Source organism: Paenarthrobacter sp. PH39-S1 (assembly GCF_030063245.1).
Classification (GTDB): Bacteria; Actinomycetota; Actinomycetes; order Actinomycetales; family Micrococcaceae; genus Arthrobacter_M.
In genome coordinates, this window is the sequence record NZ_JASISR010000035.1 from 1 (window position 1) to 14,196 (window position 14,196).

The 14,196-nt window shown below is 65.0% G+C and carries 6 protein-coding genes; 1 reads left to right on the forward strand and 5 read right to left on the reverse strand.

From position 1 onward, the window contains the following. Positions 1 to 407: 407 nt before the first annotated feature. From glgB to QMG52_RS17795, 3 genes are read right to left on the reverse strand one after another with little or no spacing between them, the layout of a single operon-like run. Positions 408 to 4,238 carry a 1,4-alpha-glucan branching protein GlgB gene (gene glgB, locus QMG52_RS17785; RefSeq protein WP_283561767.1) on the reverse strand — a complete coding sequence of 1,277 codons (3,831 nt, stop codon included), beginning with the start codon at positions 4,236 to 4,238 and terminating at the stop codon, positions 408 to 410. Continuing rightward, positions 4,238 to 6,025, reverse strand: a complete 1,788-nt coding sequence (treS, locus tag QMG52_RS17790) for a maltose alpha-D-glucosyltransferase (protein WP_283561768.1) — start codon at positions 6,023 to 6,025, stop codon at positions 4,238 to 4,240. Before treS ends, glgB begins: the two co-directional genes overlap by 1 nt. Then, complete coding sequence (locus QMG52_RS17795; protein WP_283561793.1) at positions 6,022 to 8,040, reverse strand: alpha-1,4-glucan--maltose-1-phosphate maltosyltransferase; 2,019 nt, start codon at positions 8,038 to 8,040, stop codon at positions 6,022 to 6,024. The genes treS and QMG52_RS17795 overlap by 4 nt, the downstream gene beginning before the upstream one ends. Positions 8,041 to 8,283: 243 nt before the next feature. On the opposite strand from QMG52_RS17795, the gene glgP reads away from it, so the two are divergent. Then, positions 8,284 to 10,899: an alpha-glucan family phosphorylase gene (gene glgP, locus QMG52_RS17800; RefSeq protein WP_283561769.1), complete on the forward strand. Its 2,616-nt coding sequence runs from the start codon at positions 8,284 to 8,286 to the stop codon at positions 10,897 to 10,899. 100 nt (positions 10,900 to 10,999) lie between these two features. Here the strand turns inward: glgP and glgX are convergent, their stop codons facing one another. Continuing rightward, positions 11,000 to 13,108, reverse strand: coding sequence for a glycogen debranching protein GlgX (gene glgX / locus QMG52_RS17805; protein ID WP_283561794.1), 2,109 nt, complete (start codon positions 13,106 to 13,108; stop codon positions 11,000 to 11,002). Between the two features lie 38 nt (positions 13,109 to 13,146). Next, the gene (gene rlmB / locus QMG52_RS17810) at positions 13,147 to 14,151 is read right to left on the reverse strand and encodes a 23S rRNA (guanosine(2251)-2'-O)-methyltransferase RlmB (RefSeq protein ID WP_283561770.1); all 1,005 of its coding nucleotides are present in this window, start codon (positions 14,149 to 14,151) and stop codon (positions 13,147 to 13,149) included. Positions 14,152 to 14,196: the final 45 nt, after the last annotated feature.

The following is a 14,196-nucleotide window of genomic DNA, read 5'->3' on the forward strand; positions in this document are numbered from 1 at the left end:
AATAAATAAATACCGGTATCAACAAAACTTGGCACACTATTGAGTTCTCAAACAACAGACGCACCCGGACCCGCCAGCCAACTCACATCAACCGCGCCGCACCGGAGCAACTTTTCAAACTTACCCGCATCCATAACCAGTGTCAACCCGGCGGTTCACTGTGTGTGGAAGATCGCCGTCTTTGAGACCGCGAACAAGCAATAAAGCCCAATCCATACAGGTGACCACCGACTGCAACCTTCACCCAGCGGGGTTACCAACACTAGCACCGTGGCGGCCGGAAGACAAAGCCACGGAACACTACGAGCCTCCGGCCGCCCAGGCGCAGCCCGCAACGCAGGTCCCTGCGCGGGGCCGGACGCCGTGCCCGTCAGCAGCCCCAGCGCCCGGCCCAGCGCAGGATCGGCTTACTGCTGATCCCGCGTCAAATACAGCACCCCAAGCGGAGGCAGGGTCACAATGGCGGAGGCCGGTTGGCCGTCAAATCCTTCATCCACGGCGAGCACGGTTCCGCCGTTGCCGACACCGGACCCGCCGAATTCCTCATCGTCGGTATTGAGTACCTCGATCCATGTGCCGGCCGCTGGCATCCCGACCTGGAATTTCTCGTGCGGCGTGCCGGCGAAGTTCACCAGGCAAACCAGCGGGTGCCCCTCACGGTCCCAGCGGATGAACGAGAGAACATTGCGCTGGGCGTCGTTGCCGTTGATCCATTCGAATCCCTCGGCCTCGTTATCCCGGGCGTACAGAGCCGGCGTCGTGCGGTACTGCTCGTTGAGCCTGCGGACCAGCAGCTGCAGGCCGTGGTGCGCAGGCGTCTCCGCCAGCCACCAATCAAGGCCGTACTGCTCGCTCCATTCGGTTTCCTGACCGAATTCGGTGCCCATAAAGATCAGCTGCTTGCCGGGGTGTGCCCACTGGTACGCCAGATAGGCGCGCAGATTCGCCAACTGTTGCCATCTGTCCCCCGGCATCTTTCTGAGCATCGACCCCTTGCCGTGGACAACCTCATCGTGGCTGATCGGCAGCAGGAAGTTTTCCGTGAAGGCATAGACCAGGGAGAACGTCGCCTCGTTGTGGTGCCAGCCGCGGTTGATTGGATCCTCCGCGATATAGGCCAGCGAGTCGTGCATCCAGCCCATATTCCATTTCAAGCCGAAACCAAGACCCCCTCCGCTCGTGGGCGCAGTGACGCCCGGGAACGCGGTGGATTCCTCCGCAATCATTACTATGCCGGGGTAGCGCTTATACGCTGTCGCGTTGACCTCCTGGAGGAGCGATATCGCTTCGAGGTTCTCCCGGCCACCAAATTTATTGGGGCTCCATTCCCCCGCTTCACGCGAGTAATCGAGGTAGAGCATGGATGCGACCGCATCCACCCGCAACCCGTCAATGTGGAATTCCTCGAACCAATACAGGGCGTTGGCCACCAAAAAATTCCGGACCTCACTGCGGCCGAAATCGAAAATCAGCGTGCCCCAGTCAGGATGTTCTCCAAGCTGCGGATTGGAGTGCTCGTAGAGCGGTTCCCCGTCGAACCGGGCCAGCGCCCAGGCGTCCTTCGGGAAATGAGCCGGGACCCAGTCCATGATGACGCCGATCCCGGCCTGATGCAGTGAGTCCACCAGGAATCGGAACTCATCCGGGTGCCCGAACCTAGAGGTCGGTGCATAGTAGGACGTGACCTGATAGCCCCAGGATCCCCCGAACGGATGCTCCGCGACGGGCATCAGTTCCACATGGCTGAATCCCATCCAGCGCACATACTCGACCAGTTCAGTGGCCAGCTCACGGTACCCCAGGCCCAGCCGCCATGAACCGAGGTGGACCTCATAGACGCTCATCGGCAGATTGTGCGCATCCCGGTCGGCACGGGCGGCCATCCAGTCATCATCCTTGAACTGGTAGCCGGATTCGACCACCCGCGAAGCGGTCAGCGGCGGCACCTCGGTGCCGAACGCCATCGGATCCGCCTTTTCGCTCCAGTCCCCGTGCCTGCCCAGGATCTCGAACTTGTAGCACGCCCCTGCTATAACGTCCGGGATGAAGAGTTCCCAGATGCCGGAGGAGCCAAGACTGCGCATGGCGTGCTGCCGGCCGTCCCAGTTGTTGAAGTCGCCCTTGACCCGGACGGCCTGGGCGTTCGGGGCCCAGACGGCGAAGCTGACGCCGCCGACGTCGCCCAGGTCCGAGTGGTAACGCTGGACGTGGGCGCCCAATGCGGTCCACAATGTCTCGTGGCGCCCTTCCCCGATCAGGTGCAGGTCCATCTCGCCCACGGTCGGCAGATAGCGGTATGGATCGTCAACGGTGGTGGTCTTCCCACCGTAGTAGCCGACCTCCAGCCGGTAATCCGGGACATGCCCGGGTTCCTCCGGATCCAGCACCGCGGTCCAGATGCCCCCGTACTCATGTGTCATCGGGAATCTGCCCGTCGCGGTGACGACGACGGCGGACTCGGCCAGGTGCCGCAGCGTTCGGATGGTGACGAGGCCGTTGGCGTCGAGGTGGGCGCCGAGGACGGAGTGCGGGGCGTAGAAGGTGCCGTCGGAGAGCCGCGCCAGCACGTTTGTGTCCACGGCCATGGGGGCTCGGCCTGACGCGGCCCCGCCCGCATCCGGCGCCGGCGGGACGGCCGGGGGGATGCCCGCCGGATCTGCCTGATCGTTTCGATTCGGAATTCCATTGCCCATTGCGTTCCCGCTTCCCATTGAATCCAATGTCTCGCGCACGGCGCGGACCGGTACTTGCGTCCAGGACGGTCTGTTCCGGTGCTCGTAAACAACTTCGTACAGGGCTTTATCCAGCCACAGGGCCCGGAAGAGCGCAGAATCCGTCTCGACGGCGCCCTGATTGACGCTCTGGTAACCGGCGACAAAGGCTGTGGAGACGGCCCGGGCCCACTGTCCCAGCCGATCGGCGCGGGCAACGGTTGCCGGGTCCGCAACGGTTTCCGGGTCCGCCACGGTTGCCGGGTCCTCCCCGCTTGCGCCGGCCCCCCGGTCCGCGGCGGTTGCGCCGGCCCCCGGGTCCGCGGCGGTTGCGGCGGCCCCCTGGTCCGCGGCGGTTGCGGCGGCATAGTCAAAGGAACGCAGCATGCCGACGACGTCGCGCAGCGGCAGGTCCGGCCGGTTGCGCTCCGCCACCGGGCGCAGCGGCTCGCCCTCAAAGTCCAGAATCAGCCAGCGTTCCCCGCCGCTGTCGGCGGCATGGAGCAGCTGGCCCAGATGCAGGTCTCCGTGGATGCGCTGCAGAGCCGGCAGATGGCGCACCTCGCGCAGCCGCGAAATCACGGCGTCGACCTGATCCTCGTAAGGTCCCACCAAGTCCCCGGCATGCGACCATGCCCAGCGGATCCGGGTGACAATTCCTTCGATGAATTCTTCCCGCTCGCCTGCCGCCAGCTGCTGTCCGCCCATGCTGTCCAGCAGGGTGCGGTGCACGTTCGCGGTTGCCGCGCCGATGGCATGTGCCTGCGCGGCGAAGCCCTCATCCGCGCGTGCGGCCGCCAGTGCCAAGCCCCAGACGTCCTGGCTGCCGCGGATAAACTCGTGCATGACGGCAAGATTTCCCTCCGCTGGGCCGTCCTCTCCAGCCCAGGTGCCGGTGGCCCAGCCGTGCAGCGCCGGAACGTCGCCGCAGCCGGCCGCCGTGAGCGCAGCACCGACCTCCACATCCGGGTTCACGCCGGCGCCCAGCACGCGGAAAAATTTGATGATGACGGGCTTGTCACCGTTCTGCACTACAACGGAGGTGTTCGATTGCTCGCCGCTGAGCACCCGGGCCCTGCAGGCAGCGCCCCCATCACGGGAGCCAGCGTCGCGGGAGTCCCGGAACGTGGGGCTGCTGAAGGCCGTCGCCATTCCCTCGGTGACAGCGGAATGTCCACTCAGCAAGTCCAGCCACGCCGAGATGAAATCCGGGTCGTGCGGGGCGTCATAGATCCAGCGGTGCCCCAGTTGCGGATCGTCGGTTTCCGCCACCAGCGCCGTTTCGGCGCCGGCCAGCGGCGCGGCCCGGAAGCTTAGCGGAACCTGCAGCACCTGAACCCGGGTGCCGTCGTCGACCGCTATGTAGTGCACCTCGAGACCGACGGCTTCGGTGTCAAGATGCGGGTCTCCCAGTCGGAATCCCCCGGCTGAGCGCAGCCTAACGCTGCTGCCCTTGGCCGGATACCAGCGCTGTCCGGGCAGCCAGGCGGCCAGGATATCCGGGACCGCCGCCGTCAGTCCGGCCATCAGAGATCCCTGCCCGGCATCGGAATGATGGGCATCGCCTGGGTCTGCGGCGACATCGGGTTGGAGGACGCGGACCGCAACCTGAGCCAGAAGAAGTCAAAGCTCCCCAGCGTCAGGGTCAGCAGGCCGTCTTCGCCGACGGGTGGGAAGACGGTTCCGCCAAACACATCCCGCAAACCGCGGCCGGCCAGCGCCGGCATCCGAAGCTGGGTCGCGGTCGGGTGCTGGGAGAGGTTGAACACGCAGAGCAGCGTTTCCGCCCGCTCGCCCTCCGGGTTGCCCTCGGGGATGTCCCGCAGGAACGCGAGCACCGATTCGGAGGTGGCTTCAACATTCTGGTAGCCGCCCAGTCCGAAGGCCGCGTGGGCGCGGCGGACGGCCAGGATCTGCCGGCTCCAGTGCAGCAGCGAGCTGGCATGGGACGTCTGTGCCTCCACGTTGACGTGGTTGTGGTGATACACCAGCGACTGGATGACCGGCAGGTACAGCTTCCCCGGGTCCGCATTGGAGAACCCGGCGTTCCGGTCCGGGGTCCATTGCATGGGTGTGCGCACGGCATCGCGGTCGGTCAGCCAGATATTATCCCCCATGCCGATCTCGTCGCCGTAATACAGGAATGGGCTGCCGGGCAGGGACAGCAACAGCGCATTGATCATCTCGATCTCTGCCCGGGAATTGTCCAGCAGCGGTGCCAGCCGGCGACGGATGCCGATGTTAGCGCGCATCCGCGAATCCGGTGCGTACCAGCCCAGCATGGCCTCGCGTTCCTCGGCGGTCACCATTTCCAGCGTCAGCTCGTCATGGTTGCGCAGGAAGGTGCCCCATTGGGCGCCGGCGGGAATGGCAGGGGTATCGATCATGGTCTGGATGATCGGCGCGGCCTTCTGGTCCCGTAGCGCGTAGTACAGCCGGGGCATGATCGGAAAGTGGAAGGCCATGTGGCATTCCGGCGCTTCCGTCGTGCCGAAGTACTCCACCACTTCATCCGGCGGCTGGTTGGCCTCCGCTATGATGACGCGGCCAGGGTAGTTTTCGTCCACCATGGCCCGAAGCTGGCGCAGGAATTCGTGGGTGGGCTCAAGGTTTTCGCAGTTGGTCCCCTCCTCGGCGAAGAGGTACGGGATCGCGTCCGCCCGGAAGCCGTCGATGCCCTGGTCCAGCCAGAACCTCACCACGTCGAAAATGGCCTCAATAACCTTGGGGTTCTCGAAGTTCAGGTCCGGCTGATGGCTGAAGAACCGGTGCCAGAAGAACTGCCGGCGGACCGGGTCAAACGTCCAGTTGGATTCCTCGGTGTCTACGAAGATGATGCGCGCGTCCTGATACTTCTCGTCGGTATCACTCCACATGTAGAAGTCCCCATGGGGGCCTTCCGGGTCTTCGCGGGAGGACTGGAACCAATGGTGCTGGTCCGAGGTGTGGTTCACCGGCAGATCGATGATCACCCGGACGCCGCGCGCGTGCGCCTCGGCGACCAGCCGTTTGAAGTCGCCGATCGTGCCGAACTCGTCCAGCACCGAGTAGTAATCGCGGATGTCGTAGCCGCCGTCGCGCAGGGGCGAGTCAAAGAACGGCGGCAGCCAAAGGCAGTCGATGCCGAGCCACTGCAGATAGTCCAGTCGCTCGATCAGCCCGGAAAAATCGCCGGAGCCGTCCCCGTTGGCATCGGCGAAACCACGCACCAGCACCTCGTAGAAGACGGCTTTCCGGTACCAGTACGGATCGTGTTTGAGACCGGGGGCGTTCAGATTGAACTGGTTGGAGATGTTGGGCGCTGCAAAGGTCATCGTTGCCGCCTTACATGCAGAATATGGGCAGGTTCTCGGTGGGCGTCAAGGCGGAAATAATTTTCACTGCCCCAGTTCCAGGTCTCGCCGCTGATCAGTTCATCCACGACAAAAGTCCCGTCCGGGTTGAAGATGTCCAGTTCCAGAGCCGCCAGGTCGAGGTAGACGGCGCCTTCCCGCGCGCTGTGCGGATCGAGGTTGGCAACGACGATAATCGTATCCTTCACGGTGCTGCCATCCGGCCTGTGGATGGTCTTGTGTTTGCTGAACGCCACTGTGGCGACGTCCGACGTCGACTGAACGGTGAGGTTCTGCAGGTCCAGCAGCGCGGGGTGGTCCCGGCGGATCCGGTTCAGCCGGGTGATGAACGGTGCCAGTGACCGGCCCGCGGACTCCGCCGCGGCAAAATCACGCTGTTTGTATTCAAACTTTTCATTGTCGATGTACTCCTCGGCGCCGGGCCGGGCAACGTGTTCGAACAATTCATAGCCTGCGTACATCCCCCACAGCGGGCTGCCCATGGCGGCGAGCACCGCTCGGATTTTGAAGGCCGCGGGGCCGCCGTACTGCAGATATTCGGTCAGAATGTCCGGCGTGTTGACGAAGAAATTCGGCCGGAAAAACGCCGCGGTCTGATGGCTGATCTGCTGCAGATACTCCTCCACCTCCAACCGCGTGTTCCGCCAGGTGAAGTAGCTGTAGGACTGCTGGAACCCGGCCCGGCCCAGTGCGTGCATCATCGCGGGCCGCGTAAATGCCTCCGCCAGGAACACCACTTCCGGGTGCCGGGCATTGACGGCGGCGATCAGCCACTCCCAAAACCACACCGGCTTGGTGTGCGGATTATCGACGCGGAAAATCTTTACCCCGTGACCGATCCAGAGTTCCACGATCCGCAGAATCTCCCTGGACAGACCCTCAGGATCGTTGTCGAAATTCAGCGGATAGATATCCTGGTACTTTTTCGGCGGGTTTTCGGCGAAGGCGATGGATCCGTCGATGCGGGTGGTGAACCATTCCGGATGGTCCGAGGCCCAGGGATGGTCCGGCGCACACTGCAGGGCAAGGTCAAGGGCGACTTCCAGGCCGAGCTGCGCGGCGCGGCCGACAAACGCATCGAAGTCCGCGAAGCCGCCCAGATCCGGATGGATCGCATCGTGGCCGCCCTCGTCGGAGCCGATCGCCCACGGCGATCCGGGATCCGCCGGTCCGGCGACCAGGGTGTTGTTCCGGCCCTTGCGGTTGATCTTGCCGATCGGGTGGATCGGCGGCAGGTAGATGACGTCGAAGCCCATCCCCGCCACCGCCTCCAGCCGTGCGGCGGCGGTCCGGAAGGTGCCACTGGTCCACTCCCCCGAGGCCGGGTCGCGCACGGCACCTTCGGAACGCGGGAAAAATTCGTACCAGGATCCACGGCCGGCCGCGTCACGTTCCACCTGGATCGGGTACGCGGCGCTGCTGGTCACCAGATCCCGGATCGGCAGACGTTCGACGGCGGCCAGCACGGCGGCGTGAACGCCGGCACCCAGCCGGGCCGGCACGCTCAACGTGGCGTCGGCGAGCTGGCCTGCGGCGGCGCGGAACGTTTTCGCGTCGGCAGCCGGCCTGCCGTCGTCGACCGCGGCTTTGGTCAGCAGTGCCGCTCCCTCTGCGAGCATCAGATTGACGTCCACATCCGCGGCGATCTTTACCTCGGCGTTGTGCCGCCAGGTGCCGTAAAGGTCGGACCAGGCCTCGATCAGAAAGGACCAACGTCCGGTGTCCGCAGGGGTAAGCCGGCCGGTCCAGCCGTCCGATCCCTTTCCGACCGGGGCGAGCCGAGTGCGCTGGCTTTCGCTGCCGTCCGGGTCCAGCAGGACGGCGCTGACGCCCAGCAGGTCGTGCCCCTCACGGAAAACGGTGGCCCCGATCTCCAGATCCGCGCCGGGGACGGCCTTCGCGGGGAACAAGCCGCCGTCGATGACCGGGGAAATTTCGGTAATCGGGAATCTACCAAACCGCAGCCCCTCTCGGATGCCCGTCGGGGCCGGCCCGGCGGCGGGAGAGCCCGCACCCCTGCTGCTGCCTGATTCGTCTTCTGCGGACAACGCCTTGGAAGTAGTCACAGGATAGACGTTAGCGAGAAAGGCCCCCGATTGCTAAGACCGACCGTTTTCGCACTCCATGTTTCCGGTATCCGCGACCATGTTAAGCCGGGTTTCATCCGGTGAATTCCGGCGGCTAACCGATGCCGCGGCTTGTGCGCTAAGGTGTCGAAAATGAAGGCAATCCGTAGATTCACCGTCCGTACAGTACTGCCGGAACCGATCTCCCCGCTGGCCGCCCTGGCCACCAATCTCAGATGGTCGTGGCACCTGCCCACCCGTGAACTTTTTGCCACACTGCATCCGAGGATCTGGGAAGAGAGCAAACACGACCCGGTGACCTTCCTGGGTTCCGTCAGCCGCGAGGAACTGCGCCAGCTCGCCGCGGACCCCGCCGTCGTCGCCCGCGTCCAACGCGCCAACGATGACCTCAAGCGTTACCTGACCAAGCCGCGCTGGTATCAGCGGCTGGGCGAATCCGCCCCAACCTGCATCGCCTACTTTTCCCCTGAGTTCGGCATTGCCGAGGCCCTTCCGCAGTATTCCGGCGGTCTAGGCATCCTGGCCGGGGACCACCTCAAGGCTGCCTCGGATCTCGGCGTGCCGCTGATCGGAGTCGGGCTGCTGTACCAGGCGGGCTATTTCAAGCAGTCCCTTTCCCGCGACGGGTGGCAGCAGGAAACCTACCCGGTGCTGGATCCGGACAATCTGCCGCTGACGTTGCTGCGCGAAGCGGACGGTACGCCGGCGCACGTGGCGCTGCCGTTGCCCGAGGGGCGTCAGCTGCTCGCCTACATCTGGCGCGCCGATGTGGGACGAGTGCCGCTGCTGCTGCTCGATTCCAACGTTCCCGGGAATGACGACGCCGCACGCACCATTACCGACCGGCTGTACGGGGGCGGCGGAGACCACCGGCTGCAGCAGGAGCTGCTGCTGGGAATGGGTGGCGTCAAGGCGCTGCGCATCTATGCCCGGCTGACTGGCGGACCTACCCCGGAGGTTTTCCACACCAATGAAGGCCACGCCGGTTTCCTCGGCATTGAGCGGATCCGTGAGCTGATGGACCCTGTGGTGACTGCCGCTCCGTTGAGCTGGGAAGAGGCCCTCACTGCCGGCCGGGCGTCCACCGTCTTCACCACGCACACGCCGGTCCCGGCGGGAATCGACCGTTTCCAGGCCAGCCAGATCCGGCACTTCTTCGACGCAGGCCTGGCGCCCAACGTGCCACTGGACAAGGTGCTGGCCCTCGGTGCGGAGAATTACGACGACGGCGACCCTGCAATGTTCAATATGGCCGTCATGGGACTGCGGCTGGCCCAGCGGGCCAATGGCGTGGCCAAGCTGCACGGCGTCGTTTCCCGCGACATGTTCGCCGGGCTCTGGCCGGGTTTCGATCACAGTGAGGTTCCCATCACCTCGGTGACCAATGGTGTGCACGTACCCACCTGGGTGGACCCGAAGCTCAGCGCCCTGGCCGCGGAACGCTTTGGCGCCCAGGTTCTGGACGGGCCCGACTGGGCCAAGGTGTACGACGTCTCAGACGCGGATGTGTGGTCCATGCGGCGCACGCTGCGCGGTGCATTGGTGCAGGACGTGCGCCGCCGGCTGCGTTCCGCCTGGAAGAAACGCGGGGCAGCGGACGCGGAACTGGCCTGGACGAACAGCGTGCTGGATCCGGATGTGCTGACGATCGGTTTCGCCCGGCGCGTGCCGACCTACAAGCGGCTGACGCTGATGCTTCGCGATCCCGCCCGGCTGAGGGCCCTGCTGCTCAATGTGGACCACCCCATTCAGCTGGTCATCGCCGGGAAGTCCCACCCGGCGGACGACGCGGGTAAAAAAATGATTCAGGATCTGGTCACTTTCACCGATGATCCCGCGGTCAGGCACCGGATCGTCTTCCTGCCCAACTATGACATCGCCATGGCCCGCACCCTGTTCCCGGGGTGCGACGTCTGGCTGAACAATCCGCTGCGTCCGCTGGAAGCCTGCGGAACCTCGGGTATGAAGGCTGCCATCAACGGGTCGCTGAACCTTTCCGTCATGGACGGCTGGTGGGACGAACTGTACGACGGCGAAAACGGTTGGGCGATCCCGACCGCCAACAACGGTGCCTCCTTTGAGGAACGGGACGACATTGAAGCGGCGGCTCTGTATGAACTGCTGGAGAATCAGGTGGCGCCACGGTTCTATGGCTCGATCGTCTCCAGCGGGGCCGGAGCCGCCGGGCCCTCCAAGGCGGCCCGGGAGACGCTTCCGACACACTGGATTTCGATGATCAAGCACACCCTCTCGAAGCTCGGGCCGGCGGTCTCGGCCGAGCGAATGGTGCAGGATTACGTGACCCGGCTGTATGAACCCGCGGCCCTCTCCGGCCGGGCCGCACGCGCCGATGGGTATGTCCAAGCCAAGGAACTGGCCGCCTGGACGGGCCGGGTCCGGGCCGCCTGGCCGCGGCTGGTCGTCGAGCATGTCGACTCCCTCGGCGTAACGGACGAGCCGCAGATCGGCGACACCATTACGGTGCAGGCCTACGTGGCACTGGATTCGCTCACACCCCGGGATGTCAGTGTGGAAACGGCCTACGGCCGTGCGTTGGACAGTGACGAGCTCAGCGAAACGACGATGGCTGTGCTGGACAGGTCCGAAGATCTGGGGCAGGGACGGTATCTGTTCAGCGGCGATATTGTCATCGACCGTTCAGGCAGCTTCGGCTACACCGTGCGGGTGCTGCCGAAGCACGCTGCGCTGGCGAACAAGGCCGAGCTGGGTCTGATCATCAACGCCTGAGCACTTTCCGGATCTGAGGTGCTCACCTCAGATCCGGGAGGGCTGTCCGCCAGGCGGCGTAGTCCGCCAGGAGCGGTAGTTCGCCAGGAGCGGTAGTTCGTCAGGCGCGGTAAACGCTGATCGAGTTGGCTTCCACCCGGGAGGTTCCGCCTGCCGGTGTCCGCTCGCCCTGCCGCAGCGTATGGTCCTCGGCGGTGGTCAGCCGCAGGTCGAACATCCGTGGAGCACCGTCCGCATCGGACAGCGCCGGCAACGTAATGACCCTCTCCAGGCGCGAGGCGTTGAAGACCACCAGCCCGTCCAGCAGGCCACCCGCCGAACTCATCAGCATCTGCAGCACCCGGTTGCCCGGATCCCGCCACCGGTCCGGCGTCATCGGTGTCCCGTCCACGCCATACCAGCGCAGGTTTGAGCTCTCACCGCGGGCCGGGTAGCTGCTGGGCTGGTCCGCCAGGAAATCCCGGCGTACCCGGATCAGTCGTTTGGTGGCGGTCAGCATCTCCCGCGCCGCGTCACCCATCGTCCAGTCCAGCCAAGCGGTCTCGTTGTCCTGGCAGTAGACGTTGTTGTTGCCGCCCTGACTGCGCGCCAGTTCATCGCCGGCGGTGAACATCGGTACCCCGAGGGACAGCAGCAGCGTGGCCATGACATTGTGGCGCGTCCGGGCGCGGGCGGCCAGAATGTCCGGGTTCACCGTGGGGCCCTCCACGCCGTGGTTCCAGCTCCGGTTATGGTCCGGGCCGTCCCGGTTGTCCTCACCGTTGGCTTCGTTGTGCTTGCGGTCGTAGGAGACCAAATCGGTCAGTGTGAAGCCGTCATGGGCGGTGACGAAGTTGATGGAGGCAAGCTGGCTGCGTCCCGACCCCGCGAAGAGCCCGGCTGAACCCGCCAGGCTGTCGGCCAATCGGGACAGGGTCCCGCCGGTTTCTCCGGCGGCCAGCGCGGCCTGGTCGCGCAGCCAGAACTCGCGCACTTCGTCCCGGAAGTGGTCGTTCCAGTCCGCCCAGCCGGCCGGAAAGCGCCCGGTCTGCCAGCCGTCCGGGCCCAGATCCCACGGCTCGGCGATCAGCTTGGCTCCGGCCAGCACCTGATCCGTGGCGGCAGCGATCAGGAATGGGTGCAGTGAACGGAATTCATTGGCTGCGTTGCGTGCCAGCGAGACGGCCAGATCGAAGCGGAATCCGTCCACATGGAATTCCTCCACCCAGTACCGCAGCGAATCCAGCGTCATCTGAACCACGCGCATTTCACTGAAGTCCAGAGTATTCCCGCAGCCGGTGGTGTCGATGTAACCGTCGTCCCCATGCCGGTAGTACGCGCGCTCGGCCAGGCCACGCCAGCACAGCTGCGGCCGATCCGCCGGCCCCTCCGCGGTGTGGTTGTACACCACATCCAGAATGACCTCGATGCCGGCGGCGTGCAGCGCTTTGATCATGCCCTTGAGCTCGTCCTGCACCGCCTGCGGACCGGATGCCTGCGCCGCGGCACTGGCGTACGAAACCTGCGGTGCAAAGTAACCCAGGGTGTTATAGCCCCAGTAGTTACGCAATCCCAGTGTCTGCAGGTGCGGCTCATCCAAGTGAAAGTGGATGGGCAAAAGCTCGACGGCGGTGATGCCGAGCGCGCTCAGGTAACCAATCATGACCGGATGTGCCATACCCGCGTAGCTTCCCCGGATTTCCGCGGGGATCTGCGGGTGCAGCATGGTCTGGCCCTGCAGATGGGCTTCGTAGATCACACTGTTGCGCCAGGGCGTGCGCGGCGAGGCGTCATTTCCCCAATCAAAGCCGCTCTGCATCCGGACCGAGTTGTACAGCGCATAGTCCCCGTGGGTGCGTTCCGAGATGAACCGGCCGTACGGGTCCAGCAGCAGCTGATCGATTTCCGGGTCAGGATTCTGCCGGTCCGGCTCACCCGGACGCCGGCCCGCCCAGAAGCCATAGCGGCTTCCGGCCGGCATCCCGGTCACCAGACCGTGGTGCACGCCGTCGCTGCAATCGGGCAGCAGCACTGCGCGCCACGGCATACCGGGCGCCTGGAAATAGAGCGCGGCATCGGTCAATCCCGGGGCATAAACGGCGACGTTGACCCGGTCCTGCCGGTCGTCCACCCCGGCACCCGGCAGTGGCGCGGCACTGACTCCAAGCGGAAACGGACGCGACAAAGCCGCACCGAAGGAAGGCTCGGCCAGCACCACTGTCCCCGTCATATCTGTTGCGGTCACGTCTGATTCGGCTAAGGGCTCCGTCAGGCTGAGACGGAGCGTTGCCTGGAGATTTCATAGAGGCTGATGCCCACGGCCATCGAGGCGTTCAACGACTCCATCGCGGAATCGATCGGGACGGACACGATCTGATCGCAGTTCTCCCGGACCAGGCGGGAGAGCCCCTTGCCCTCGGAGCCCACCACGATGCAGATCGGCTCGCTGGCCAAGGTCAGCGCGGGCAGCGACACGTCGCCGTCGCCGTCGAGACCCAGCACAAAAATGCCCATCTGCTTAAACGCGGCCAACGCGCGGTTCAGGTTAGGCGCCTTGGCGACGGGGACGCGGACGGCCGCGCCGGCACTGGTCTTCCAGGCCGAGGCCGTGACACCGACGCTGCGGCGCTCCGGGACAATGACCGCGTGTCCGCTGAAGGCGGAGACACTGCGGATAATGGCGCCGAGGTTGCGCGGGTCGGTAATACCGTCCAGGGCGACGAAAAGGGGTGCATTGCTGATGTACCCCTTTTTCCACTTGGTCATGGTGTCCTGGGCCAGATCCATCGCGTCCTGGTATTCGTACGGCGGGATCTGCAGCACCAGACCCTGGTGCACGGCGTCCTCGGTCATCCGGTCAAGTTCAGGCTTGTGCGCCTCCATCAGCGGGATGCCGCGGTCCGCGGCCAGCTTGAGCGACTCCCGCACGCGTTCATCCATCTCGATGCGAGCCGCGACGTAGAGCGCCTTCGCCGGGATACCGGCGCGGAGTGCCTCGACCACGGAGTTCCGCCCGGTGACCATTTCCTCGGTGGCGCGGCCCTTTGGTCCGTTGCGGCCGGCCCGTCCGCGCGATGCCGGGCTTTCGGCTCCGTGCTTGGCCGCGGACCTCTCTGCAAGCTGCCTGGACTTGTAGGCCTTGTGATAGGGCCGCTCTTCCGCCTTGGGTGTGGGGCCCTTGCCCTCCAAGGATTTCCGGCCATGCCCGCCCGTTCCGATGGTGGGACCCTTTTTGAGCTTGCGCATGGCACCTGCGCGGGAAGAATTTGCCATCGTAAAACCCTAACGGTTGGTGGAGCCACGTTAGAGGCTCCGGAA